Source organism: Methanobacterium alcaliphilum, from assembly GCF_023227715.1.
GTDB lineage: Archaea > Methanobacteriota > Methanobacteria > Methanobacteriales > Methanobacteriaceae > Methanobacterium_E > Methanobacterium_E alcaliphilum.
In genome coordinates this window covers 90,085-116,005 of record NZ_JALKIF010000002.1, presented here as the reverse complement: position 1 = coordinate 116,005, position 25,921 = coordinate 90,085, and the positions used below count along the sequence as shown (strand labels likewise).

At 32.3% G+C, this 25,921-nt stretch carries 24 protein-coding genes; 20 read left to right on the top strand and 4 right to left on the bottom strand.

The window, feature by feature from the left end:
- Positions 1-69: 69 nt before the first annotated feature.
- Together MXE27_RS01825 and MXE27_RS01820 are read right to left on the bottom strand one after the other, a co-directional pair.
- Positions 70-1,581 (bottom strand): PP2C family protein-serine/threonine phosphatase, encoded by a 1,512-nt coding sequence (locus MXE27_RS01825; protein WP_248610693.1) that lies wholly within the window; start codon positions 1,579-1,581, stop codon positions 70-72.
- Between the two features lie 131 nt (positions 1,582-1,712).
- Complete coding sequence (locus MXE27_RS01820) at positions 1,713-2,636, bottom strand: ABC transporter substrate-binding protein (protein WP_248610692.1); 924 nt, start codon at positions 2,634-2,636, stop codon at positions 1,713-1,715.
- Positions 2,637-2,777: 141 nt separating this feature from the next.
- Between MXE27_RS01820 and MXE27_RS01815 the strand changes: the two genes are divergently transcribed.
- Positions 2,778-3,137 carry a zinc ribbon domain-containing protein gene (locus MXE27_RS01815; RefSeq protein WP_248610691.1) on the top strand — a complete coding sequence of 120 codons (360 nt, stop codon included), beginning with the start codon at positions 2,778-2,780 and terminating at the stop codon, positions 3,135-3,137.
- 31 nt (positions 3,138-3,168) lie between these two features.
- On the opposite strand, the gene MXE27_RS01810 is transcribed toward MXE27_RS01815, so the two are convergent.
- Positions 3,169-3,438, bottom strand: coding sequence for a MoaD/ThiS family protein (locus tag MXE27_RS01810; RefSeq protein ID WP_248610690.1), 270 nt, complete (start codon positions 3,436-3,438; stop codon positions 3,169-3,171).
- A 234-nt stretch (positions 3,439-3,672) separates the two neighbouring features.
- Here MXE27_RS01810 and MXE27_RS01805 point away from each other — a divergent pair, with 234 nt between their 5' ends.
- The 18 genes from MXE27_RS01805 to pyrG all read left to right on the top strand — a co-directional run bounded on the left by MXE27_RS01805 (position 3,673) and on the right by pyrG (position 22,168).
- Positions 3,673-4,068 (top strand): pyridoxamine 5'-phosphate oxidase family protein, encoded by a 396-nt coding sequence (locus MXE27_RS01805; protein ID WP_248610689.1) that lies wholly within the window; start codon positions 3,673-3,675, stop codon positions 4,066-4,068.
- A 36-nt stretch (positions 4,069-4,104) separates the two neighbouring features.
- Positions 4,105-4,452 (top strand): NifB/NifX family molybdenum-iron cluster-binding protein, encoded by a 348-nt coding sequence (locus tag MXE27_RS01800; RefSeq protein WP_248610688.1) that lies wholly within the window; start codon positions 4,105-4,107, stop codon positions 4,450-4,452.
- 527 nt (positions 4,453-4,979) lie between these two features.
- On the top strand, positions 4,980-6,518 hold the full coding sequence (locus MXE27_RS01795) for a nitrogenase component 1 (RefSeq protein WP_248610687.1): 1,539 nt from the start codon (positions 4,980-4,982) through the stop codon (positions 6,516-6,518).
- Positions 6,515-7,894 carry a nitrogenase component 1 gene (locus tag MXE27_RS01790; RefSeq protein ID WP_248610686.1) on the top strand — a complete coding sequence of 460 codons (1,380 nt, stop codon included), beginning with the start codon at positions 6,515-6,517 and terminating at the stop codon, positions 7,892-7,894. The genes MXE27_RS01795 and MXE27_RS01790 overlap by 4 nt, the downstream gene beginning before the upstream one ends.
- A 251-nt stretch (positions 7,895-8,145) precedes the next feature.
- The gene (locus MXE27_RS01785) at positions 8,146-9,024 is read left to right on the top strand and encodes a nucleotide-binding protein (RefSeq protein WP_248610685.1); all 879 of its coding nucleotides are present in this window, start codon (positions 8,146-8,148) and stop codon (positions 9,022-9,024) included.
- A 69-nt stretch (positions 9,025-9,093) separates the two neighbouring features.
- A complete protein-coding gene (locus MXE27_RS01780; RefSeq protein WP_248610684.1) occupies positions 9,094-9,330 on the top strand; it encodes a hypothetical protein in 237 nt (78 codons plus the stop codon).
- 262 nt (positions 9,331-9,592) lie between these two features.
- Positions 9,593-10,681 (top strand): ABC transporter substrate-binding protein, encoded by a 1,089-nt coding sequence (locus MXE27_RS01775; RefSeq protein WP_248610683.1) that lies wholly within the window; start codon positions 9,593-9,595, stop codon positions 10,679-10,681.
- Between the two features lie 77 nt (positions 10,682-10,758).
- The gene (locus tag MXE27_RS01770) at positions 10,759-11,577 is read left to right on the top strand and encodes an ABC transporter ATP-binding protein (RefSeq protein ID WP_248610682.1); all 819 of its coding nucleotides are present in this window, start codon (positions 10,759-10,761) and stop codon (positions 11,575-11,577) included.
- On the top strand, positions 11,574-12,521 hold the full coding sequence (locus tag MXE27_RS01765; RefSeq protein ID WP_248610681.1) for an ABC transporter permease: 948 nt from the start codon (positions 11,574-11,576) through the stop codon (positions 12,519-12,521). Before MXE27_RS01770 ends, MXE27_RS01765 begins: the two co-directional genes overlap by 4 nt.
- A gap of 144 nt (positions 12,522-12,665) precedes the next feature.
- Positions 12,666-13,643, top strand: a complete 978-nt coding sequence (cysK, locus tag MXE27_RS01760) for a cysteine synthase A (protein ID WP_248610680.1) — start codon at positions 12,666-12,668, stop codon at positions 13,641-13,643.
- 85 nt (positions 13,644-13,728) lie between these two features.
- The gene (cysE, locus tag MXE27_RS01755; protein ID WP_248610679.1) at positions 13,729-14,442 is read left to right on the top strand and encodes a serine O-acetyltransferase; all 714 of its coding nucleotides are present in this window, start codon (positions 13,729-13,731) and stop codon (positions 14,440-14,442) included.
- 192 nt (positions 14,443-14,634) lie between these two features.
- Positions 14,635-15,018, top strand: a complete 384-nt coding sequence (locus MXE27_RS01750; RefSeq protein ID WP_248610678.1) for a transcriptional regulator — start codon at positions 14,635-14,637, stop codon at positions 15,016-15,018.
- Positions 15,019-15,464: 446 nt separating this feature from the next.
- Positions 15,465-16,955, top strand: coding sequence for an asparagine synthase (glutamine-hydrolyzing) (asnB, locus tag MXE27_RS01745; RefSeq protein ID WP_248610677.1), 1,491 nt, complete (start codon positions 15,465-15,467; stop codon positions 16,953-16,955).
- 128 nt (positions 16,956-17,083) lie between these two features.
- A complete protein-coding gene (gatC, locus tag MXE27_RS01740) occupies positions 17,084-17,299 on the top strand; it encodes an Asp-tRNA(Asn) amidotransferase subunit GatC (RefSeq protein ID WP_248610676.1) in 216 nt (71 codons plus the stop codon).
- A 111-nt stretch (positions 17,300-17,410) separates the two neighbouring features.
- Positions 17,411-17,899: an amino acid-binding protein gene (locus MXE27_RS01735; protein WP_342765976.1), complete on the top strand. Its 489-nt coding sequence runs from the start codon at positions 17,411-17,413 to the stop codon at positions 17,897-17,899.
- A 63-nt stretch (positions 17,900-17,962) separates the two neighbouring features.
- The gene (locus tag MXE27_RS01730; protein ID WP_248610674.1) at positions 17,963-18,979 is read left to right on the top strand and encodes a homoserine dehydrogenase; all 1,017 of its coding nucleotides are present in this window, start codon (positions 17,963-17,965) and stop codon (positions 18,977-18,979) included.
- An 84-nt stretch (positions 18,980-19,063) separates the two neighbouring features.
- Positions 19,064-20,260, top strand: a complete 1,197-nt coding sequence (locus MXE27_RS01725) for a cofactor-independent phosphoglycerate mutase (protein WP_248610673.1) — start codon at positions 19,064-19,066, stop codon at positions 20,258-20,260.
- A 303-nt stretch (positions 20,261-20,563) separates the two neighbouring features.
- Positions 20,564-22,168 (top strand): glutamine hydrolyzing CTP synthase, encoded by a 1,605-nt coding sequence (gene pyrG / locus MXE27_RS01720; RefSeq protein ID WP_282730436.1) that lies wholly within the window; start codon positions 20,564-20,566, stop codon positions 22,166-22,168.
- 45 nt (positions 22,169-22,213) lie between these two features.
- Here pyrG and MXE27_RS01715 read toward each other — a convergent pair whose 3' ends face one another.
- Positions 22,214-24,469, bottom strand: coding sequence for a dolichyl-diphosphooligosaccharide--protein glycosyltransferase subunit STT3 (locus tag MXE27_RS01715; protein WP_248610672.1), 2,256 nt, complete (start codon positions 24,467-24,469; stop codon positions 22,214-22,216).
- 239 nt (positions 24,470-24,708) lie between these two features.
- Between MXE27_RS01715 and MXE27_RS01710 the strand changes: the two genes are divergently transcribed.
- Entirely contained in the window at positions 24,709-25,866 is a 1,158-nt protein-coding gene (locus tag MXE27_RS01710) for an A24 family peptidase C-terminal domain-containing protein (RefSeq protein ID WP_248610671.1), read from the top strand.
- Positions 25,867-25,921: the final 55 nt, after the last annotated feature.

Sequence of the window (25,921 nt, the reverse complement as noted above, 5' to 3'; positions counted from 1 at the left end):
TAATTCACACTTTCCTTTTTAAAAAAATTACTTATCTATCTTCATTTCATTTTATTCGCATTCAACCTTTTAATCTTTTTTTGCGGTGATAATTATCATTATTATGTTGTCTTTTAGGGGAGTTTCTTCCAGTAATCCATCTATATGGTCTTTAATTTTTTTTATTAAGTTTTCATGATTTATATTCTGATTTTCATGGATAAATGACATTAAATTATTCATGGCCATACTATTATCTTTATTAAATAATTTTAAAAGGCCATCTGTATAGAATATTAATCCGTCACCCTTTTTTAACTCTATTTGGTAGGTTTTAAGATTCAATTCCTGCATTTTACCTAAAATTTCATCATCCTGATGTAACTTTTTCACCTTATTTTCAGAAGATTGGAATAGTATGGGTGGGCGATGAGCTGCATTGGAATATGAAAAAATCCTGTTTTTTAGATCTAATATTCCATATAATATGGTTATTTTGATCTCAGAACTTATATCCGGTGAAATTAAACGATTAAGATAATCCAGTAAAAGATTAGGGTTTTTATGAGGTGCTTCGTTTCTCATTATTGTTTTGGATAGTGCCATTAAGAGAGTTGTAGGGAAACTTTCTCCAAACACATTGGCAATGGTAAGCCCTACTTTTTTATCATTAATGGGTATGAAATCGAAAAAATCACTGCTGGCTTCTTTGGATGATATATTTAATATATCTACTTCAAAATCATCCATATGAGGGATATTTTCCGGCAAAAAACTATTTTGTATTTTACCTGCAAGTTCTAATTCGTGCTTTTTCCTTTCTAATTCATCGTGATATTCATCCCGTTCCCTGACGGTTTTTAATTCTCTTAACTGGTTTGAAATCATAAATGCAAAAATTAACATTCCCAGAGCATTGGCGAAGATCATGGGACCACTTACAATTTCTACAACTTCCACAGCCTGAGTATACGGGGTTGCAAGTAATAAAGTAAGGAGCATGTGCAGTACTTCCATTAATGAAGCAAAAACAACTGCTCCGAGAATACCGATGAATTTACCTTTGTTTAAATAATAGATTAATCCGGCTAGGGTTCCTGAGAGTAGAGTTGCAATAGTGCAGGGTACAACTGTAAAACCGCCTAATAATATTCTATGCAGGGACCCAATTAATGCAGAACCGATACCTAGCACAGGACCTCCTACCAATCCCGCTACCATAGGACCTAAATCCCTTACATTGGCATGGGCACCGAAGATATCAATTCCAGAATACGTTCCAAAAATAGAGATCAACCCAAAAATAACTATAAGAACTATCTGGTTAGTTAATGTAAATTTCTTTTCCAGAACCTCTTTGAAAAATTTAAGGCGGGTAACCACATATGCTATCACAATAATAACACATGTCTTTTCCACCAGTACAATAAATGTATGGTGGGCTTCGGATAAATTCAGCACTTCATATTCCAGGGTTAATAGAATAGAAATACTACCAATTAATGCTACTGCTGCATGAAGATACATCACAGAAGCTTCACTATCACCACTTAATTTTTCTTTAATACGATTTATCACTGTCTTCCCATCATCTAAATTCATATTAGTCCCCATTCAATAATTAAAACTAATTCTTAATTATGGTAAATAAGCTTTTAAATGTTGTTCTTTTTACTCTTTATAAATTGAAGAGGATTAGAATAGAATTGATTGCTTTTTGAGTAGGTTTTTTTTTAGTAATGTGGACTCTGAGGGTGAATTTTTTCTATTAATTCTGTGTAAAATATGTCTTCAAATCTTAAATCTGAATTTAAATAACCTAATTGTTTAAGGGGTTCTATGAATTTCATTGTGGATTCTATAAATTCATTGGGCAAGCTAGCACAATATTTTGCTGATATTTTGAATGTTTTTAAAGCAAAATCATCATCTAATCCTAATTCTTGTGAAACAATTTTCGCTACTTTTTCAGGGGTTTCATTTATCATTCGGGACATTTTTTCGTGAATTATTAAAAAATCTTTCAAGAATTCTTTTTTTTCTTTCATGATTTCTTCCTTTACTACTATCCCATAACTGGGATTATTAGCCCATAAACATTTTGGGGGCATTATTACCTGAGTATTAGCAATTTTTTTGGCTGCCACTGCCATAGCGGGAGTTCCTACTCCTGCGTCGATTTCGCCTTCTTCCAAAGCATAAGGTATTAAATCTGCCCATCTGTAATTCTTTATTTTAATTGAATATTTTGCTGATATTTTCCTTAATATTACATCATGGATGCATCCTTTTGATGGAACACCTATTGTTTTTCCTTTAAATTGAGAAATTAATTTATTAAAAACTTCTTCTTTGAGAATTCCGTCTTTTTCTTCAACCAGGTCATGATATGTTTGATAGGGGGATGGTGCTACTAATACAGTTCCCTCTACATGCCCACCAGCAATACATTTAACTTTTAATCCATTATCTATTCCTATCATTACTGGTGGAAGACCTATATACCCTAGATCTATTTTTTCTGCAAAAAATGCATTTATCATGGCCGGTCCGGTTGGAAATAGTTCCCATTCAAGATTTTCGTCATTGATAGATTTAGTCATGTTTTTGATTAAAAGTGAGGTGTGATATACTGTTGACAAATATCCGATTTTCATGTAACTCCCCATAGATTTGATATCATTATTATAACAATTGTTATAGTTATATACATTTGGATTTAAAATTTTTTTAATTTAAATCATAATAGAAGAGGGCTATACTCAATCTTTTTATTTTTAAAAACATATAATATATCCATGCACAAAAAAGATCCGGAATTGATGGATTATACTTTGATTTGCCCTGAATGTGGTGTTGGAAATCCTGAAAATGCGGAATTTTGTCTTGTATGTGAGAAAAATTTTCAAGATACTTTGTTGTTTTTTCAGGATGATTTCTTCGATCTTGAAATAACCAAAGACCATCTAGTTGAGTATCGCAAGAATTTTTGGGGAACCAGTAGAACCGGAAAAGTTATCAAATATTTATTAAGTGATATGAGAGAACTTGAATTCGAATCAAAGATCACTCGATTTAAATTTAATTATAATGGTAAAAAGCATGTATTGCCCATTAGGAAAGAAAACATGGAGCAATTAATAAAAATTTTAAAATAATTCTCAAGATTCACAATCAAGCTATTAGTAATTAACCACCTGCAATTGTTTGGAAAATAACCAGTTCATCTTTTTCATGCATTAAATATTCTCCTAATGAATTAGGATCTTCCCCATTTATAAGTAGTTTCATATAGTCTTTTATTTCACCATCTTCATTGAATAGTGATTCTGCAAATTCTGAGCTGTATCTTTCAGTTAGAATAACCAATAGTTCATCTAGGGTGCCTTCATGATTTATTTCTATTTCTTTTTCTCCTGTAATTTCTCTGAATTTACCCAGGAATTTTATTTTTACCATTTATAAAGCCTCCATTTTCTTATTTGATATTAAGATTTTTTTGTCATTAAATTGTGCTATTTTAAACAATTTAATTTAAATAGTATAATAACAATGGTTATATAACTATTGTTAATTTAAATAGTTTTTGATACAACAAAAAATTAATATTTTGATATTTGATTTTTAAGGCGTGATTTAACTATTATCAAAAATTATTTATTTTAATGATAGTTAGAACTATATGGTGATAAAATGGTTATGAATGAAGAAATGATGGATGCTATTGAAAAAAATTTGGTATTTTTATCCACTGCTAATGAAGAAGGAGTGCCTAATGTTGTACCTATTGGGTTTGCCAGACCTTTAGATGAAAAAACTATATTGATTGCTGATAATTATATGAAAAAAACTATCAAAAATTTACATGAAAATCCAAAATTATCTTTGATTATTTCTGATGCTAAATCCTTCCCTTACCAATTTAAAGGATCAGTTAAAATTTTTAAATCAGGTGAATATTTTGATCAAGTTGTGGAATGGGCTCAAAACGTTATGACAGAACTGGAACCTAAATCTGCAATTTTATTCACTGTTGAAGAAATATACTCTGTACAACCTGGACCAGAAGCTGGCAAAAAAATAGATTAATTTATTTTATCTAATTTTTAATAAAAATGTGATATAATGACTTTTAGAGTAGCCGTTGCCAGTACAGATGGGAAATTTATTAATCAGCACTTTGGTAAGGCAGACAAATTTTTAGTCTTTGATATAAAAGGTCCAAAAGATTTTGAATTTGTAGAGTTACGTGAAAATGACCCTTCATGTGGTATTTATAGAGCGGCTGATGGGAAAAGTTTTACTAATGATACAATTAAACTTCTATCCGATTGTAAAGTGGTAATCGTTAGCCAAATAGGTCCTGGAGCTTCTCAAAAATTGAAAAATTCCGGTACTATGCCTTTAATTTATCCTGATTTTATTGAAAAAGCACTAATAGAATTAAGTCAGAATTTGGATGAATTCACTTAAAACTAATATCAATTTTTTTATTTTTACGGTTAATATTATCATAAATTATTTTTAATAAATCTAAACTCAATTTTGATTCCGGATAAGTCATAGTGTACAAATCTGTTTATTATAACGTTGTTAATCTTTAATCAAATAGCTAATTTTGTTTAATTCTCCATAATAATCGATAAGTTTTTATAATATAACAATTGTTATATACAGTTAGTCATTAGAGTATTGGTGTAAGAGTCACCATATAATGTTCTTAGGATAATATGATAATAGGCATTTTTTAATAAACTATTATGTCCTATTGAAATATTTTATATTGTTGCCAAGCTCTAGTCACTATTATATTATAATATAACAATCGTTAAGTTTTTATATAACAATTGTTATATGTTCCTAGTACATGATTTAAACTAGATTGCAGTGATTTGAATCTAGTTTTTTTGATATTTGTGATTGGCCGGGATAGAACAGAAATTTAAATATAACGATTGTTAACTATGGTCGTTAAAAAAACAAATAATGGAGAAAAATGAATGCCACCAAAAGAATATGATCCAGACCATAAGATCGATCTGGAAAAAAATACCTGCCCCAACAGGGAGCAGAGGGCAAATGGTACCAATGTTTATTATGGTAAAGCCACCCAGTTGATTGAAGATGCAAAAGCAGGCAAAACTAAATGTTATGATAGGGAACTGCAGCAAACCTCGGGATGTGTTTTAAACTTTTACCTTACAGTACGGGTATCTACAATTAGAGATGCAGCTATAATATATCACGGTCCATTAGGTTGTTCATCATCTTCTCTGGGATACAGAGAAATATTTAGATCAGTATCTCCTGAACTGGGTAGAGATCCCAATTTTGAATTAAATTGGATTACCACTAACTTGCAGCAAAGTGATGTGGTTTATGGTGCAAGTGAAAAGCTTAAAAATGCAGTTTTAGAGGCTCAAAGAAGATATGATCCTAAAGCAATTTTCATACTCACTACATGTACTTCAGGAGTTATTGGTGAGGATATTGAAGGATCAGTTACTGAAATTCAGCCTCAAGTAAAGGCCAAGATAGTTCCGGTACATTGTGAAGGTGTGAGGTCTAGACTGGTTCAAACAGGTTATGACGCGTTCTGGCATGGAGTATTAAAATATCTGGTTAAGAAACCAGAGAAGAAACAAAAAGATCTGGTAAATGTAGCAAGTATGCTCTCTTACACATGGCAAGATCGTTTAGAAATAAAAAGATTGATTGAAAAAGTTGGCCTCAGAGTGAATTTCATTCCAGAATTTGCTTCTGTAGAACAATTAGAACAACTTTCAGAAGCAGCTGTAACCGCTCCGTTGTGCCCAACTTATACTGATTACCTTTCAAGAGGATTAAAACAAGAATTTGATGTTCCATACTTTTTATATCCCTCACCTGTAGGAATAAAAAATACTGATGAATGGTTAAGACAAATCGGTAAACATACAGGTAAAAAATCAGAAATTGAAGCTTTGATTAAAGAAGAACATGAGATATGGGTTCCAAAATTGCAAGCTATTAGAGAAAAACTATTGAACTACAAAGATGATGGGGAAAGGCTGGAAGTTCTTGGTTCACTTGGGCAGGGACGTTTATTATCTCAAATACCTTACTTTGATGAGTTAGGATTGAAATCATCTGCAGCATTGACTCAGGACTTTGATAATCTCATATTAGATGATATTGAAAGCATGGTAAATGATGTAGGCGATTTTGAGATATTGGTAAATACTTTCCAGGCAGCTGAACAAGGACATATTACACGAAGTAGAGACCCAGATATTACTTTAACTTGCCCATTCCAGGGTGGAGCATACAAGAGGGAAAAATCAGTTACACGTTTGCATGCATTACGGGGAGATGCAGATCCATGGAGTACTCAAAGTGGTTATGCTGGTGCAATTGCATTTGGAGAGTTTATAGTTCAATCATTAGAAAATAAATCATTTGAAAATGTAATGAAAGAAAAAACAGCAGATAGTTACAAGGATTCATGGTACCAGCAGCCTAATCCATTAAAATATGTAAATAGGGAGTCTTCTAAATGAGTTCTAACGAAAACGGAGATGTAATAAACAGTAAAAATAATTCTACGCCAGAATACAGTAGTCATGAATTAGGAAAAGAGTTTGTAGAAGCACCTAAATATTCCTGTGCTCTGGGAGGAGCATATGGAACTGCACTAGGAGTTTATGGTTTAGTTCCATTACTCCATGCTGGTTTGGGTTGTGGTTTAGGACAACTTTTTGGACAACTCTATGCTGGAGGTCAAAATGCAGGAGGTCCTGTAGGGGGAACCAGTACTGCTACCACTGGACTTGTGGAAGAGCACGTAATTTTTGGAGGAGAAGATAAACTCCGAAAATTAATCAACGCTTCTTCTGAAGTTTATGAGGGTGATGGGTTTTTAGTAATTTCCGGATGTATACCAGCTCTTATTGGAGATGATGTAGATGCGATTATCAGGGAATATGAAGATAAAATACCAATTTTCCATATAAATGCTCCTGGATTCAATGGAAATTCATATGAAGGTTATGAAATATTTTTTGAAGCTTTAATAGATCAAATATTAACTCCCCTTCCAACTGAAAAAGGTGTGGTTAATATTTTAGGTGTGGTACCTTATCAACACATTTTCTGGAAAGGTGAATTGGATTCTATTAAAAAACTTTTAGAAAGAATTGGAGTAAAAGCCAATATAATATTCACAGAACCAAATGGTTTTGAAAAGCTAAAGGAACTTCCTGCAGCGGAATATAATATTGTTCTTTCCACATGGAATGGACATCGTGTTGCTGATAAATTAGAAGAGAAATTTGGAATTCCCTCTATTAAATTTCCAAGTGTGCCTTTAGGCCCTAAACAAACCAGTCATTTCTTGAGAACTGTCGGTGAAAAGCTTGATGTGCCTTCTGAAAAAGTAGAGGAATTTATTGAACAAGAAGAAAAAAGATCATATAGATTCATAGAATATTCTGGTGATGCTCTTTTAATTGTACGTCCTCACTCTTACTTTGCAGTAACAGCGGATAGTAACACAGCTATTGCTATTAATAAGTTTTTGGTAAATGAAATGGGCTATCTGCCAGATCTAATACAGTTAACAGATAACCCACCTGAAGAATATCGTGAAGATATTTTAAAGGCCTTAACAGAAGGGCTAGAATCTACAATCATTCCGGAAGTTCAATTTGAACCAGATTCACATATTGCACGTGAAAAATTAAGGGACCGACCATTCCAATTCTTATTTGCAAGTTCTCTGGAAGCTAATTCATCTCTCCCTGAACTTGGAGCACTTCATGTTACAGTTGCATTTCCTTCTTTCAATAGGGTTGTTTTAGGTGATAGTTATGCAGGTTATGCTGGTGGATTGAGATTAATTGAGGATTATATCAGTAATTTTGCAGGTCCTCTCTAAGATATTGCATAGATTATGGTCTTCTATATGTAAATGAGATTGTGTTAAAGAGATTCAAGCAATGGAATAAGGTAATTCGATTGTTTTTTCTTTTTATGTTATTAAATTGAAATTAATGCCATTATAGTAAAAAAACAAGTTCTAATCATAATCAGCGGTATTTTGTTCAATTTAGTCAATTAACAACATTATAATCATTTTAAACGATTTAAGGTGTTAAAAAAAAGAATTTAGATATTGAGGTATTTATCATGAGTAAAAGAAAACAGATTGCAATTTATGGGAAGGGTGGAATAGGAAAATCAACCACTACTTCCAATTTAAGTGCAGCTTTGTCAGATATTGGATACAAAGTAATGCAAGTTGGATGTGATCCTAAAAACGATTCAACTAATACTTTAAGACATGGAAAATCTATTCCAACGGTTATGGATACAATAAGGAGTGGATCCAATGATTTTTCATCTGTAATTCATGAAGGTTATAATGACATTTTATGTGTTGAAGCAGGAGGTCCAGAACCTGGTGTAGGATGTGCTGGAAGAGGAATTATCGCAGCTATTGAATTACTGGATAACAATGGTGTTATTGATGAATATGATCCTGATATCGTTATTTACGATGTTTTAGGAGATGTAGTATGTGGAGGTTTCGCAATCCCTATTCGACAAGGTTTAGCCGAACAAATTTACACTGTAACTTCATCGGATTATATGGCTATATATGCAGTCAATAATTTATTTAAAGGTATTTTGAAATACTCTGGAAGTGGGGGAGGGTTATTAGGTGGAATTATAGGTAATTCCATTAGTAAAATTGCACAAAGGGAAATGATTCAAGATTTCAGTCAACAAACTGAAACTGAAGTAATAGAATATGTTCCTCGTTCTCCAATTGTTACTCGATGTGAATTAGACGGAAAAACCACTATTGAAGGGGCTCCTGAATCCGAACAGGCCGAAGTTTACAGGGAACTGGCTCGAAAGGTTATTAATAACAAACAAAAATTCATTCCAAGACCATTTGATGTTGATGATTTATCTGATTGGGGTTCAACTTGGGTAAACAAACTGCTATTAGAACAAAAAACTGCAATCGAAGGAATTCAGGATGGTGGAACTGGAGTTTAAGATAAAATATTGTTAAATTACATTTAACTTTATTTTATCATTTTAAATAAATTTTATAGTGGGTATTTTATGTTAAATCAAAAAACTGTTATTATAATATTGTTAATCATCATAGCTTTCATTTCCAGTGTTTATTTTATTATTGGGAATAATAATGTAGATATTTCCGATCAAAATAATAATTCAACAAAAAATAATCTTTCATGTTCATCATGTGCAGATTCTGCTGAAAATCAGACAGGAGTTGCTGGGATAAAAAATGATTCAAATAAAACTTATTCATCTATGAATAACTGTTGTGATTAATGTTTTTTATTTTTTAGTTATCAATTTAAGAGACTAAAAAATGGATCATAAATTAACAATTGTTATATTAAATTTGATTGGCTGACTATATAAAGAGTTTTTTCTGACTCTTTTGAGGAATTGAAATTTAAGGGGGTTATTAATTGAATAATTAATGTTAAAATATCGTATGGACTTTTTAAATGGTAATTATGAATATAAAATCGTATTACTTAATTAAATTGAATATAATTAACTAAAATAAAAAATTAAGAGGATTATTATGGTAAATAAAAAAATAGGAATATTAATTGGCGTCATTGTTTTAATAGCTGTATTGGTGGGAGCCTATTCGTTATTAGGAACATCCAGCGCTAACCAGATACGAGTAGGTTATCTTCCATCTACGGGTGATAGTTTATACTTTATTGCAAAAGAAAAAGGTTTTTTTGCTGATGAAGGGCTGGATGTAACTTTAAATGAATTCCAAACAGGTCCTGATGAAATCAATGCACTTCTAGCTGATAAATTAGATGTTGAAGCTGGAGGTGTAGGTGAACCATTAAATTTCATTAATAATGGAAAAGATCTGGTGATAATTGGTGGAGCAATGGGTGGAGATTCAGCAGTTATTGCTAAAGATAATGCAACTGCAACTGCAACAAAAAACAATCCAAAGGCTTTTGAGGGAAAAACAGTAGCCACTGTAAAAATGTCCACCCCTGATGTCACTATCAAAGGAGCACTTTCTGAAGCAGGAGTTAACCTCTCAAAAGTTAATTTTGTAGAATTTAAAACTGCTGCTGATGTTGTACAAGCAGTTAAAACTGGAAAAGCACCTATTGGATTTGTATGGCCACCATTCCAGTACACTGCTCAACAGCAAGGTCTGGTTATAGTAAAATACTCTGATGAATACATTCCTAATCACCCATGCTGCAGAATAGTTACTACTTCTGCAAAAGTTAATGGTAGTGAAGATAAATGGGTCAAATTTGAAAGAGCATTAATAAAGGCTTATGACTACTACAAAACAAATCAAACTGGAACTGTGGAAGTTGTCGGTAAATATGTAAATATGGATCCTAAAGCTCTTAAACAGGCTTTATATGATGGGCATCTGTCATTATCTCCAGATCCTAATAAAAAAGGAACTCTAAAATATTGGGATTTACTGGAAGTATTAGGATATTCTAATATAACTAACCCAACGGCATTAGAGAATTCTATTAACACAGATCTATATAAAAAGGCTCTTGATCAGTTAGCTCAAGAAAATCCTAAAAATACTAATTACCAAGATCTTTTAAAGCTGTATCAAGAACAGAATGTTAATGTTACGTTCTCTAGTGTAGCTAATAAATCCAGTTAATAATATAGGAAATAAAATGATTTGAAGGATTTCCCTTTTTATCTATTTTTTTTTATTGAATAATAGGAGATTTTTAGATGACAAAAATTGATATAAATAATATTTCTATGAATTATAATGTGGAAGATAGTTCTACATCTGCACTTCATAATATTAACCTTCATTTAAAAGATGGTGAATTTGTTTCAATAATTGGCCCTAGTGGGTGTGGTAAAAGTACTTTAATTGATATAATTGCTGGTTTAAAAAAACCTACTCAGGGTAATGTAGTTGTTGGAAATAGGGAAGTTATAGGCCCAAGTCCTGATTTAGGAATAGTATTTCAGGACTATTCTTTGTTTCCGTGGATGACTTCTTATGAAAATTTGAAATTTGCTATTGAACATACTAATGAAGGACTTAAAACTAAAGAAATTGATGATAGGGCAAAAAAATACTTGAATATTGTGGGGTTATCTAATTTTGCTAATAAATTTCCCAATACTTTGTCTGGTGGTATGAGGCAACGCTTAGCTATTGCACGCATGTTTGCTACTGAACCAAAGGTTTTCTTAATGGATGAACCTTTTGGGGCTTTAGATGCCTTAAATAGAGTCCATATGCAGGATTTATTAATATATCTTTGGAGTAGGGGAGATAAAAGAGAAACAACATTATATGTTACTCATGATGTTGATGAGGCTATTTTACTTTCAGATAAAATTGTTGTTATGACTCCTTCACCTGGACAAATAAAAGAAATAATCAAAGTTGATTTTGAAAGGCCTCGTTGCAGGACGGATTTAGTTAAATGTATTGAATATATGCGACTAAGATCAAATTTACTGTCGCTTTTAAACGAAGAAATGTTAGATGCATTAGCTGAACAGGAAAAACACATGAGGGAGTTAGTATGAAAGTAAATACTAAAACATCAACATTGAATATAAAATTTAATCTACAAACTTTTTTAGTCATTGGTATTTTCTTGTTGTTATTTTTAGCAACATTAATGGTGCCTGCAGGTCAAGACGCTTTAGGAAAAGAAATTTTCGCCGGAGTTTTAGTAGTAGTAACACTTATATTTCTACTGGAGCTGTATATAAATCGTGAAAATCCTCAAAAGATAAATGATATTTTTCTTTTAGTAGGTTTAGTAATAATTCTATGGGAAATAGTTACTAGATTTGCTTTAATAGACACTAATTTATTGCAACCACCAGAGAATGTATTTGCTGTATACGCAACCGATTATTCTACTATCATCACTGGTATATTTAGTTCATTTTCTATACTTTTGTTGGGCTATATGCTGGCAGTTATTATTGCTATTCCTATCGGTCTTTTAATGGGATGGAAGAAAAGATTACATGATGTAGCTTATCCAACTGCCAAAGCTTTAGGACCTATACCTCCAACGGTTTATATTCCCTATGCTATAGCACTACTTCCGAGCTTCTTTGCTTCATCAGTATTTGTTATATTCATTGGAGCTTTTTGGCCAATATTAGTTGGAGTAGTAGGTGGTGTATTTAATATTGATCATCGTCTTATTAATTCTGCAAGAACATTAGGGCTTAAAGACTCAACCATTATGTGGAAAGTATTGTTGCCTGGTGCTTCACCTTCTATTTTTCAGGGAGCACTAATTGGTTTGATAATTTCTTTTATTACATTAATGGTAGCAGAAATTATTGGATCTAGCTCTGGTTTAGGATGGTATCTTCAGTCACAAGGACAATTTGCTAATTATGCTGCAGTAATGGCTGGAATGATTGTTGTTTCTGTTGTGGTTATTCTGGTCACTATTGTCTTTGATAAAGTGGAAAATTACGCTTTGAGATGGCAAAAAGCTATTTAAATTTGATTAATGGTGTTTCATATTTGATTTTATGAAATTCGAAAACTTTATAAAGGTTAATACAAAACTATTATAACAATTGTTATATAACAATGGTTATATATATAAAAAAAATAGAATTAAAAAATAACAACAGGTGAAAAAATGGTAAATATACCAGAACTCAAAAGAGGAATTGCAAACGATATCACAGAAACTATAGGAAATACTCCATTAGTACGATTAAACCGATTGACTACTGGCCTTAAAGCTAATGTTGTGGTAAAAGTAGAATCATTCAACCCAATCAGCAGTGTTAAAGATAGAATTGGTGTTTCTCTAATTGAATATGGTGAACAACAAGGAATAATTAAAGAAGGTTCTGTTTTGATTGAACCTACCAGTGGGAACACTGGAATTGCATTAGGTTTTGTTGCTGCTGCAAAAGGATACAGATTAATACTCACAATGCCGGACACCATGTCCTTAGAGCGAAGAAAACTATTGGCAGTGTTTGGAGCAGAAATAGTTTTAACTCCCGGAGAAGATGGGATGCCTGGAGCAATTGCAAAAGCTGAAGAATTAGCCAAAGAAATACCAAATGCTGTGCTACCTCAACAATTTAAAAACCCTGCAAACCCTAAAATTCACAGGGAAACTACTGCCGAAGAAATTTGGAGAGATACTGAAGGTAAAGCAGATATTATTGTTGCAGGTGTAGGTACTGGTGGCACTATTACGGGTATAGCTGAAGTTTTAAAGGAAAGAAAACCTGGATTTAAGGCAGTTGCTGTAGAACCAGAAACTTCACAAGTATTAGCCACTGGAATAAAAGGTCCACACAAAATACAAGGTATAGGGGCTGGTTTTGTTCCGGATGTTCTAAAAACTGATTTAATTGACGAGATTATTCCCGTAAAAGATGAAGATGCTGCTTCAACTTTACTGCGACTTGCTCGTGAAGAAGGAATATTTGCTGGTATTTCTTCAGGTGCAGCTACATGGGCTGCACTGGAGTTAGCTAAAAGAGAAGAAAATGAAGGTAAATTAATTGTAGCAGTTTTACCAGATACTGGGGAAAGATACCTATCTATGGAGTGGGTATTTGAAGAACTCTACAATAATTATGATACCATCATATAAATCTCAATACATTAAATACAAATGCAAGTGACTCTATAACAATAGTTATTACATTTTTCATTAATGTTTGGACAGGTGATTTTTCATGTTTGAAAGAATCAGAGAGGATATAGAAATGGTACGTTTAAGAGATCCTGCTGCACGTAGCACTCTTGAGATCTTTTTCTGTTATCCCGGACTATGCGCTATTTGGTTTCATAGATTAGCTAACTGGTTCTGGAATCATAATTTTTTATTTTTCGGTCGATTTACTTCGTCATTAGGTAGGTTTTTTTCAGGTATCGAGATACACCCGGGTGCAACTGTAGGAAGACGTGTTTTTATTGATCACGGGATGGGTGTTGTTATAGGTGAAACTGCTGTTGTTGGAAATGATGTATTAATTTATCAAGGGGTCGTTCTTGGCGGTACCAGTCTGGAAAAAAAGAAAAGACACCCTACTATTGGCGATGGGGTAGTTATTGGTTCTGGAGCAAAAATAATTGGGAATATTAATATTGGTAATTGCTCTAAAATAGGTGCTGGATCAGTTGTATTAAAATCTATTCCTAATGGAGCTACCTGTGTTGGAATACCCGGTAGGGTTGTTCAAGAAGATAGGAAATGCGCCATAGATTTAGATCATGGAAAACTACCTGATCCTGTTGCAGAAGTAATTGATTTAATTTTAAAACGTCAAAATGAGATGGAATCTCAGATTAAAGAATTAGGATATACATCCAAAATAATGAAAAATAATGGTTTGTTAATTAAAAAAACCGAGATGGAAGAAATTTTTTCTGAGGGAGCAGGCATATAATATTATTCAATAATCTCTATTTATCATTATCAAAATGAAATAGGGGATTCAGAAAAAATAAGCGATAGAAATTATACAATAAAAAAAGAAAACAATAAATAGTATATTATTAGATAAGAGAATTATTCTAAAATTATTCAAATTATTATTTATTATATAAAAAATTTATAAATCAACAATAAAGTGATAAATGTGAAACCTCCATGTGAAATGGTAGTATGGTATGTTATTCCCACCATCAGATCTGAACTAGCTAAAGAACTCCTTAAGTTAGGAATGAAACAGAAAGAAATTTCTGATTTACTTGATATTACTCAACCTGCTGTGTCTCAATATATCAGTGATAAAAGAGGACATGGTATCAAATTTAATGATCAAATTCAAAAAATGATTAAAGAATTTGCTCTTGATTTAAAGGAAGGCAGGGCCAGTCAAATAGACATAATACCTCGTACTTGTCAAATCTGTAAATTAATTAAGGCTGAGGATATTATGTGCCAACTTCATAAAGAAAAAGATAATATCCCTTCCAACTGCAGTGCCTGCTTAGGATCAAATGTTTCGGATTGCGATTAATTATAAATTAATTTACATTAATTTGTTAGCTTTGATGTTCCTGAAAAAAATGATACCTGTCATTTACTATTAATTTAAAAAGTAATTTTTTTGATTATTGAAATATCAATAATAAACTAATTCTTAAGACGATTTTTACTTTTTCAGGCGTAATTATCGACGTTATCCACATTATTTTTTTAAAGTTAAATTTTTTTTCTTATTAATAGCCCATTTAATGGCCTTAAATCGGTTTAGTTGTGCTATATTATATATTTTCGATAAATGAGGATGGTTAAATTATTTAGAAGTTGAATCATGGTTAGTCCTATGTTTCACTTCAGATCAATCGTTATTTTAAAAAAGTTTTTATTAAAACTCCAGTAATAATTATATTATATATAAAAACCTAATTCATGATAAATCAAAAACTGTTTTTAATAAATATTTAAACTAAAGGAATTATTATGTGTGCTATTGCTGGAATTTTTGGAGAAGATATATCTAAAGATTTAAAAGACATTTTAATCTCTCTAAAACACAGGGGACCCGATGGTTCTGGGTTATTTATAGATGGGGAAGTTTTGCATGGTGAAATAAAACAAATGGATTTTCCTGAAGGATCAGTTGGTTTGGGACACAACTTATTATCTATAGTGGGATGCCAATCATCTCAACCAATTATTGAGGATAATCAAGTATTGGTCTGTAATGGCGAAATTTACAATTTCCGAGAGATAAAAGAAGAACTTAATGAAGAATTCACCACAGATTCTGATTGTGAAGTAATTTTAAAGTTAAATAACAGTTTTGAAGGGGAAAATTTATTATCATCTATACGGAAGACTATGCAGAAATTAGATGGGGATTACGCATTTGCATTATGGGATGGTCAAAATTTAGTATTAGGTCGAGATCCAGTAGGTGTAAAGCCATTATACTATGGTGAAATAAAAGGAAAAATAAAAGCTTTTGCTTCAGAGAAAAAAGCACTCTGGAAAATCGGTATAATGGAAGTACATACCCTGCCTCCAGGTCACATTAGATTAAATGATCAACTTATAAGTGTAGAAGAACTCCCCTTAAATGGATCCCCACCATATCAAAAAGACCCGGAAAGTAAAACATTTAACCTTCAGCAGATTGATGCAGAATTATTAAAAAGGGACCTTAAACATGCTTTAATTAGATCTGTTGAAAAAAGAATAACTGGCTTAGAAAATGTGGGCTTGATTTTCTCTGGAGGAGTTGATAGTACCATACTGGCTTGCATCCTAAAGAATCTACCAGTTAAGACAACACTTTATACCGTGGGAAGTGAAAATTCGCAGGATTTGGGCTACGCCTTAAAAGCTGCTGAAATTTTAAATTTGGACATTAGAACCCAAATAGTCACTGAAGACGTAGTAAAATATAATCTCGAACCAGTTTTATCAGCTATAGAAGAATTCAATGTAATGAAAATTGGGGTGGGTATGCCCACATACCTGGCAGCTAAAATGGCAAAAGAAGATCATCAAAAAGTAGTATTGACTGGACAAGGCGCTGACGAGCTATTTGCAGGATATAATCGCTATTTAATGGATTATTCACAAAAAGGTGAAGATACTCAGGACGTTCTTAAAAAAGATATTGCCAATATTTATCATGTTAATCTGCAGAGGGATGATGCAGTAACCATGGCCCATGGTGTGGAATTAAGGGTTCCATTTTTAGATAGGGAAGTTATAAAAGCAGCATTTAATATACCTTTTAAGTATAAGATATTAGATGAAAATGATAAAATCCGTAAACATATGCTGCGTCAAGTAGCTGTTGATCTTGGGGTACCCGAGTTCATTGCACAGAGACCCAAAAAAGCAGCCCAATATGGATCGGGAATTAATAAAATCCTTATAAAAAAAGTTCTTAAAGATTTCAATCAGGAGTCTTATATGAAAAAACTGAGAGGTTTTTAATTAGATTAAATCTAATATATCTGATGATAAATTAATATCAATAATATATTTCACATTAAAATCAAATTTTATAGAAAATATATGATGATTGATTTAAATGCATATATTCAATTTTATGGATGGATGAAATGAAAATCGAAAAAGAAGCAGAAAAAATCCTTCAGGAATTTTCTAAAACTCTGGAAGATATTCCTGATTTAGAAGAAACTCACTATATTGTGGATAATTTGAACCGTTCTCGTGAGGATAATGCTGAAGATAAAGATCCGGAAAAAATAATTAGAAATGCCAAAATCGATGAAGATGGCAATTTAATTGTTGAAAAAAGTAAATGGACTAAATAATTCATTTGTTTGGTTGTCTTTTAATATTTAAAAGATATTATTTTTTTATATTATTTGCTGATTCCTGATATACAAAAATCATTAAATAAATTAATTTAAAGAGGAGATACAATGCGCATGAACATGGTACTTGAACTTCAAGATGTTCCAGGGCAACTAGTTGCTGTTTTAGACCCAATTGGTGCTTTAGGAGCAAATATAGTTACTGTAATTCATCAGAGAGATATAAAAACAGAAAGGGGATTAGTACCTGTTCAAATAACTATTGAAGGTGATGAAAAAACACTGGATATTGTCCTGCAGAAAATGGCTGAACTTAACATTAATGTAATGGAAGTTGATGGTGTTGTCCTTAAAGAAAAAATAACAACAATTTTAATTGGTAATATTGTAGATAGGGATGTTAAGGATACCATGGATCAGATTAACCATTTAAATGGAGTGAGGGTTGTAGATCTTGCTTTGAAGATGTCCGAAGAACCTCTCGATTCATCAGCAAAAATAATTATGGAAGCTGATTATGGCCAAAAAGATAAGGTAATGGAAAAAATCCATAACATTAGCCTTGAAAAAGATTTCTTAGTTATCAGTGAGGTATAAAATATTCTAATTAGTTGAAGGTACTTAAATATAAATTGGAATATTTATTGGGGAGGAGTTTTAATGCGTATCTGTTTAATGGGTTTTGGTGCTGTAGGTCGTGGTGTGGCCCATGTAATTTCTCAAAAAAATGATTATCTTAAAAAAAATTATGGTCTGGAATTAAAATTAGTAGCAGTCACTGATTCGTCGGGTGCTGTTATTAATGAACAAGGAATTAATACAGATTTACTTCTGAAAACAAAATCAGAAACTGGAAAAGTAAGTGATTATCCAGAATATGGTGTTCCCCATTGTGACGGTATGGAAGTTCTGGATAAATTGGACTATGACTGCTTGATAGAAGTCACACCAACTAATATTGAAGACGGAGAACCTGGAAAATCTTTAATCATTAAAGCCATGAAAAATAATAAAGATGTGGTAACTTCTAACAAAGGACATTTAGCCCTATTTTTTAGTGAAATGATGGATCTTGCAGGAGAAAAGGGAGTAGAATTAAAGTATGAGGCTTCAGTGGGCGGGGCTATGCCAATAATAAACTTTGCCCATGATACACTTTCGGGATGCAAAATTAATTCCATCTTAGGAATATTAAATGGGACCACTAATTTTATCCTTTCTAGAATGACCCGGGAAGGTTCATCATATGAACAGACCCTGCAAGAAGCCCAACAACTGGGTATTGCAGAAACTGATCCCACCCAGGATGTGGAAGGTATAGACGCAGCATGTAAATCTGTAATTTTGGCTAATTCTATCATGGGCTTAAACTACACCTTAAATGATGTGGAAGTTGAAGGAATTTCTCGCATAACTGCTGAAGCCATAGAAATTGCAAAAAGAGATGGATATCTAATTAAACTCATGGCGGAAATATCTGAAGATTCATTAACTGTTTCTCCACGTTTAGTTCGAGAAGATTCTCCATATGCAGTAGAAGGTACCTTAAATATGGCTACATTAAAAACTGATCTGGCTGATGAGGTAACAGTTGTAGGTAGGGGTGCTGGGTCAATCGAAACAGCTTCCGCTATTTTGAGCGATATAATTAATATTTGGAGAAATAAGAAGGTATAACTCTAAGATATTCATTTTCTTATTTTTCATCTATTTTATTTATTAATACAAATTTAATTTAGAAATTTTACTTGGAAGATTTTTATGAAATACGTAGTTTTAATTGGAGATGGAATGGCAGATTATCCTTTGGAAGAATTAAATAATAAAACTCCATTACAGGCAGCAAATAAACCTAATATGGATGAAGTTGCAAGAGGAGGTGTTAATGGTCTGCTTGAGACTGTACCTCATGGTATGGAACCTGGTTCAGATGTGGCAAATCTGGCTATTATGGGATATGATCCTGAGAAATATTATACTGGCCGTGGACCTTTAGAAGCATCTAGCATGGGCGTTTCTTTAGATAAAAATGATGTGGCTTTTCGCTGCAATTTCATTACTAATGAAGAAGGAATTCTAGCTGATTTTAATGCAGGACACATCAGTACTCAAGAGTCCACTGAGCTTATACATGAATTAAATAATAGCTTCGGCGATTACGGAACTTTTTATCCAGGGGTAAGTTACCGAAACCTTTTTGTCTATTCTAAAAAAGAATCATCAAATCTAAAAACTACTCCACCTCACGATATAGTGGGAGAACCTATACTAGATCACTTATCTATGCCTACAGATGATGAGAACGCAGTCATAATTAATAAGATCATGAAAGAAAGCCAAAAAATACTATTAAATCATGAGATAAATCATAAAAGGATTAAAAATGGTAAAAAAGCTGCTAATATGATATGGTTGTGGGGGCAGGGTAAAAAACCTCAAATGGATTCATTTTTGAAAAATTATGGTCTTCAAGGCGCAACAATAACGGGGGTGGATTTAATAAAAGGGATTGGTGTTAATTTGGGTTTGGATAATATTAACGTTCCTGGTGCAACGGGTTACTTTGATACAGATTATAAAGCTAAAGGAAAATATGCTTTAGAAGCTTTAGAGAACCATGATATTGTATTTGTACATGTGGAATCTCCTGATGAGGCAGGACATGCTGGAGATATAAAAGAAAAAATAAAGGGTATAGAAGAAATCGACTCAAAAATATTAGGCCCATTACTTGACCATTTACCATCATTTGATCAATACAAATTGACATTACTGCCAGATCATGCTACCCCTATTGCAGTGAAAACTCATACTATGGATCCTGTTCCTTATGCAGTTTATTCACCCGGACTGGATGCTGATGAAGTGCAAAAATATGATGAATTTGATGCAAAAAATGGAATATTAGGAATGGGAAAAGCCCATAATTTAATAAATAAGTTAATCAATGGGTTTTAATTAAATTCATTTTTTTATTTTATTTGTGGATTTTTAGGAACTTATTGTAAAAATAGTTGGGTTTTTTAGTCTAACTTTGAGTGGGGAATAATATATAATTGGAATAAAAAAATATATTTACTCTGAGGTCATATTTAAAAAAGTTGATAATATTTAAAAAATGTTAAACATTATTTAATAATCCTTGATGATAAATATTTTTTACAGTGAAAAATCGTATATTGTCATCATTTTTCTTTAATTAATGAACATAATGTCATTTTCATTTAATTTTATTAATGATATATAATTGTATTTAAGGAGTTGATTTATCTGGCTAAATATATTGTAGTAACTGGCGGGGTTGTAAGTTCAATTGGAAAAGGAATAACCGCGGCTTCAATTGGGCGTATTTTGAGATCATATGGGCTTGATGTAACTGCTATTAAAATAGATCCTTACTTAAATTGGGATTCTGGTACTTTAAATCCTTATCAGCATGGCGAAGTTTTTGTAACCTATGATGGTATGGAAACTGATCTGGATTTAGGTCATTACGAACGCTTTTTAGATGTTAACCTTTCAGGTGAATCCAATATAACCACTGGGAAAGTTTACATGTCTGTTATTACTAAAGAAAGAAAGGGATCATATTTAGGTTCCTGTGTTCAGATAATTCCTCACATAACCGATGAGATTAAACAAATGGTTCGAAAAATGGCGGATAAAACTCAGGCTGATGTAGTATTGGTTGAAGTTGGAGGAACAGTCGGGGACATTGAAAGCCAACCATTTTTAGAAGCTTTAAGACAGCTTCGTAATGAAGAAGGCCATGACAATGTAATGTTTGTCCATGTTACATACGTTCCTCATTTAAAAGCTGCAGGGGAATTCAAAACTAAACCAACACAACACAGCACCAAGGAACTGCGCAGTACGGGTATCATTCCAGATATGATTATATGCCGTTCTGAAGAACCCATTGACACTCCTTTAAAAAAGAAAATAGCTCATTTTTGTGACGTAGAACCTAATGCTGTTGTAAATGCGCCAGATGCTTCATCCATATATGAAGTGCCATTGGTTCTGGATAGAGAAAACGTTGGGAAATATATAATCAATAGGATTAAATTAGGCATAGATGAAAACTCTCATGACCTATCTGACTGGGAGAATATCGTAGAATCACTTAAAAAAGAAGAACCCAAAGTACGTGTGGGTATTGTTGGTAAATATGTAGAACTTGAAGACTCATATATGAGTATCAGGGAATCACTAAAACATGCCGCGGCACATGTAGGGGCCAAAGTAGAAATTGAATGGATTAGTGCTGAAGATTCTATAAATACGGAAAAACTTAAAGATTTAGATTCACTACTGATTCCTGGAGGATTTGGTGAAAGGGGAATCTCTGGAAAGCTAGATGCCGTAAGATACTCCATTGAAAATCAGGTGCCTTTATTTGGAATTTGTTTAGGAATGCAGTGTATGGTTATTGAATATGCAAGACTCCATGGACTGGAAGAAGCACACAGCACTGAATTTGACGTGGATACACCTTACCCTGTAATTGATATGATGGAAGAGCAGAAAAAAATCAAAGACATGGGCGGAACCATGAGATTAGGTTCTTATGATTGCAAACTTCAAAAAGGTACCCTTGCCCATACCGCGTACCAAGAGGATATGGTTGAGGAGCGCCACCGACATAGATTTGAATTAAATAATGAATACCGTGAAGAACTTGAAAATAAGGGTCTTAAAATATCTGGAACTTCACCAGATGACTTTTTAGTAGAAATTATTGAATTAAAAGATCATCCTTGGTTTTTAGGTTGCCAATTCCATCCAGAATTTAAATCCCGACCTAACCGAGCACATCCCATTTTTGTCTCATTTATGCAGGCAACTGTAGATCATAAAAAATAAAATCATGAATTCTCAGATGAATTCACGATTTTTAATAATTTTTTTTCAAGATCCTTTCCACAAATGAACGTCTCCTTTTTTATAAAGTAATTTGAATTCACTATTAATATCTTGTTCTAATACTAACTTAACAAAAACCGAATTTTCAAATTTTTTATCTAGAACAATACTTCTATCATTATTTAAGAGTATATAAATATTAAAATCACTATCCGGTTCAATTATTTTCTCTTTTTCATCTTCCTGGATAATTACAAGCTTTGCTGGTTTTTTATCTTGCCATGTTGCATTTTCTCTGGAAAGATTAACCAATAAATCATTATCATAAACTAGTAGATTACTATCTTTTCTAATCAAATATCCAGGGGAATATATGGTTTTAATACCTTTGGCTTTTTTAAAATCCCAATTACTGTAATAGAATATCCAGTAACCTTTTTCTATCAGTGAATCATAGGTTACAAAAATGTATGGATTTTCCTGTGATGGATGAGTGTAATCCAATAATTTATGCGCAGTTTGAGAAGGGATAAGATATTTCTTGGTAAGTAATGAATAAGCTTGATCTTTATCAAGACCTAAAATATCTTCTAATATTTTAACACTTTCTGCGGGATTTTGAGTATATTCTTCAAGGGTAAGATAGGCATTGTCTCCACTGGTTGCTAACATTCTTAGTATTCCTTTAGACAGAGTAATATTAGATGTTGAAAAAACTTTGTCCTGCCAGTATTCACGATATACATTCGGTGTTTTAATATTAATTGAAGAACCTTGATATTGCCAGCTTCTAACGGGTAATGTTTCAATGTAACCTAAACGACCGTCAAAATCTACTGGTCTATCCGATACAGTAGCAAAAAAATGTCCATGAACCCAATTGGATATAATTACTGTATTATTTGTAGTATTTTCTTTAATCCATACTGCTGAATCCCATAGGTTATCGTTGGCCCGAGGTGTAAGATTTTTATAGTTTTCCTGGACTATTAAAACAGAGGGGACCACCAATAAACCAATTAAAAGGATTATGAAGATCAAATTACTGTAATTTAGGCGCCTCTCTTTAGTTTTATAAAGTACTTTATCCAGATAATCACCGAGCATGTAAATAAAAATACCTGCACCAATACTCAATGGTGCAATTAACATTATTTCGAATCGAATGCCTTTAAATAGTGATAATATTGAAGCTATTGTCCATATTATTAGTAAAATCATTAAAAATTTCAATTCAGGAGCTTTTTTAGAACTTTCTTTAAAATAATTATAAACAAGAATGACTATCCCCATAACCCCGGCCACTATTAAGCCCGGCCCCAACCCCCATAGAACATTTAAAAGTTCCGGAGGTTGGAGTTCACTTATAAAGTTATAAGGATCTGGCCAGGGGTACCAAATATAATTTGAGGTCAATTTCAGGGTTTCTATGGGGCCAGAAGCAATTTTTATTAAATTTTCTACTCCATTTACTAAAACAATGATGATTAAGGATAATAATAAAAATATAAATGGGATGTGGGATTTATTTTTTATACTAAAAGAAACCTGTTTTTTAAGATTTTGACTTATATAAAAAATTAATGCTGCGATTAATATCATGAAGTAGAGAAACTGCCATCCATTCCAGGCTAAAGCAAAAAATAGCATAAAAATCGAGGATAACCCGGTAAAAATAACTTGCTTTTCTTTTTCATTTGCTCGAATAGCTTCAAATAAAAACCACACAATAATAATAGGAAATAAGAGATTGAACATGTCTGTGTCGAAAAACCCGGGCACGGTTCTCATGAAATAGAAAGGAGCACAAACCATTAATAATCCTGCTGCCAATCCACCTAAAAATCCATTTGTGTCGTTTTTCATTCGGTATATAAAAAATAAAACAAAAATTCCGGCAAGAGGTGCAATAAATGCTGGAATGAAAAAGCACACGTTAATTAATTCTGTTTGATGAAAAATGCTGATTAATTTATAGATAAAAACTGTAAGATAAGCAATAAGTGGAGGGTAATCCAGAGGAACTCCTGGAGGATAATAGGAATGCAAATCCCATTCTATATTTTGGTAAACTGCATCTCCCAACGCTCCGTTTTTCAACAAATTATTTGATAAACGGTAGTTGTAATAAGAATCCATATCATACATGTACTGTTGTCCATGTGTGTCTTTATAAAATTCTTTTTTATCTAATGAAACTCCTTCCAGACCAATTGAATCCATTCTAATAAAAATCCCTATGGATAATATGAATACCACAGATACAAAAATGAATAAGAACTGATTGCTGGAAAAATTCATGAGATTTACCTGTTACTGATTTATTATTTGCTGAATAAACATTCACTTGGTTATTGTAATGACTACTATTTAATTAGATTAAAGTAAAGAGTTGGTACAGTTTTCCTTTTTTTAGTATTTTTAATTTGAAATATATTTAAATAATAACCATTAAATACCTTATTTTAAATAGAATTAATTGATAATAATTATTTAATCGGTAATTTAATTATTGTAATGATATTATTAAAGTGATAGTCATGATTTCATATATTGCTCTAAGCTGTACTTTTATAGCCATAATTGCATGTTTTTATGCATCTTACAGTGATTTAAAAAAGGGAATAATCCCAAACAAACTTACATTTCCTTTAATTGGCATAGGAATCCTTCTTAATGGAATTAATGCTTTTATACTTGGAAATATAATGATTTTAGTTTATACGTTGTTATTTACTGGAACTATTTTTGTTTTAGGATATGCATTCTGGAAACTTGGTGCCTGGGCCGGTGGAGATGTAAAATTATTCACAGCACTAGCTGCTATTTTACCATTTCAACCATTAATAGTTAATTACACCTTTTTAAACACATCATTTCCAATTTTAGCTTACTATCCGTTCCCTTTTACATTAATAATTAACAGTATTCTTTCTACTTTCCCATTTCTATTATTATTTGTATTTTACATTGCATATAATGAAAAGAGGCATTTAATAAGTGAACTCACATCTCCTGTAAAAGATTACAAAAAAAATATGGTCTTAGCATTGGTTGTCACTTCTTCAGTAACCATAACTGTTTTAATAACGCCATTTCTACCATTCCAGATTTTGATTTTATCATTAATATTGATTTATCTATTGACTATGACAATTTCCAGGTTGCCCAATCGGGTAAAGGCCGTGCTGGTTTCAATCGTCACGGTTTATGCTATTTATAAAAGCTTTGAATTGGCAATCACGGGGATAGTAGTAGTCTTTATTTCCATAACTATTATTGGAATAATAAGGAAATTATTAACCTCTGTGAATAGACAGGCTCTGCAGGATGATTTGGAAGTAGATAAGCTGCGAGACGGAATGATAATGGCCCATTGTTTATATGAAAAGGATGACAAAGTTTTCTTTGATGATAGTAGTATGTTTTCTGGTTTTAAAAAAGCAGCAAAAACAGGTGATATAAGCACCTTAACGGCACCTAAAGGTAAATTATTGATTGGTAATTTAGCGGCTGGATTAACTGATGAAAATATAGATCTACTAAAAGATATGGTTAGTCAGAAAAAATTAGAAAATAAATTCCGGGTAAAAAGAGGTGTACCTTTTGCACCATCAATATTCATAGGCCTATTAATTTCATTATTCATTGGAGATTTGGCCTTAATTTTCTTCCAACTGGTGCAGTTACTGGTGTAACTGAGACAAAGAATAAAAAAATCAATCCAAAATTTAATCATAAAATGTTTATAAA

Excerpts from the sequence above, each read along its gene's own strand:
- MXE27_RS01825 (WP_248610693.1), bottom strand. The coding sequence starts at position 1,581 with ATGAATTTAGATGATGGGAAGACAGTGATAAATCGTATTAAAGAAAAA.
- MXE27_RS01820 (WP_248610692.1), bottom strand. The coding sequence starts at position 2,636 with ATGAAAATCGGATATTTGTCAACAGTATATCACACCTCACTTTTAATC.
- MXE27_RS01815 (WP_248610691.1), top strand. The coding sequence starts at position 2,778 with ATGCACAAAAAAGATCCGGAATTGATGGATTATACTTTGATTTGCCCT.
- MXE27_RS01810 (WP_248610690.1), bottom strand. The coding sequence starts at position 3,438 with ATGGTAAAAATAAAATTCCTGGGTAAATTCAGAGAAATTACAGGAGAA.
- MXE27_RS01805 (WP_248610689.1), top strand. The coding sequence starts at position 3,673 with ATGGTTATGAATGAAGAAATGATGGATGCTATTGAAAAAAATTTGGTA.
- MXE27_RS01800 (WP_248610688.1), top strand. The coding sequence starts at position 4,105 with ATGACTTTTAGAGTAGCCGTTGCCAGTACAGATGGGAAATTTATTAAT.
- MXE27_RS01795 (WP_248610687.1), top strand. The coding sequence starts at position 4,980 with ATGCCACCAAAAGAATATGATCCAGACCATAAGATCGATCTGGAAAAA.
- MXE27_RS01790 (WP_248610686.1), top strand. The coding sequence starts at position 6,515 with ATGAGTTCTAACGAAAACGGAGATGTAATAAACAGTAAAAATAATTCT.
- MXE27_RS01785 (WP_248610685.1), top strand. The coding sequence starts at position 8,146 with ATGAGTAAAAGAAAACAGATTGCAATTTATGGGAAGGGTGGAATAGGA.
- MXE27_RS01780 (WP_248610684.1), top strand. The coding sequence starts at position 9,094 with ATGTTAAATCAAAAAACTGTTATTATAATATTGTTAATCATCATAGCT.
- MXE27_RS01775 (WP_248610683.1), top strand. The coding sequence starts at position 9,593 with ATGGTAAATAAAAAAATAGGAATATTAATTGGCGTCATTGTTTTAATA.
- MXE27_RS01770 (WP_248610682.1), top strand. The coding sequence starts at position 10,759 with ATGACAAAAATTGATATAAATAATATTTCTATGAATTATAATGTGGAA.
- MXE27_RS01765 (WP_248610681.1), top strand. The coding sequence starts at position 11,574 with ATGAAAGTAAATACTAAAACATCAACATTGAATATAAAATTTAATCTA.
- cysK (WP_248610680.1), top strand. The coding sequence starts at position 12,666 with ATGGTAAATATACCAGAACTCAAAAGAGGAATTGCAAACGATATCACA.
- cysE (WP_248610679.1), top strand. The coding sequence starts at position 13,729 with ATGTTTGAAAGAATCAGAGAGGATATAGAAATGGTACGTTTAAGAGAT.
- asnB (WP_248610677.1), top strand. The coding sequence starts at position 15,465 with ATGTGTGCTATTGCTGGAATTTTTGGAGAAGATATATCTAAAGATTTA.
- gatC (WP_248610676.1), top strand. The coding sequence starts at position 17,084 with ATGAAAATCGAAAAAGAAGCAGAAAAAATCCTTCAGGAATTTTCTAAA.
- MXE27_RS01735 (WP_342765976.1), top strand. The coding sequence starts at position 17,411 with ATGCGCATGAACATGGTACTTGAACTTCAAGATGTTCCAGGGCAACTA.
- MXE27_RS01730 (WP_248610674.1), top strand. The coding sequence starts at position 17,963 with ATGCGTATCTGTTTAATGGGTTTTGGTGCTGTAGGTCGTGGTGTGGCC.
- MXE27_RS01725 (WP_248610673.1), top strand. The coding sequence starts at position 19,064 with ATGAAATACGTAGTTTTAATTGGAGATGGAATGGCAGATTATCCTTTG.
- MXE27_RS01715 (WP_248610672.1), bottom strand. The coding sequence starts at position 24,469 with ATGAATTTTTCCAGCAATCAGTTCTTATTCATTTTTGTATCTGTGGTA.
- MXE27_RS01710 (WP_248610671.1), top strand. The coding sequence starts at position 24,709 with ATGATTTCATATATTGCTCTAAGCTGTACTTTTATAGCCATAATTGCA.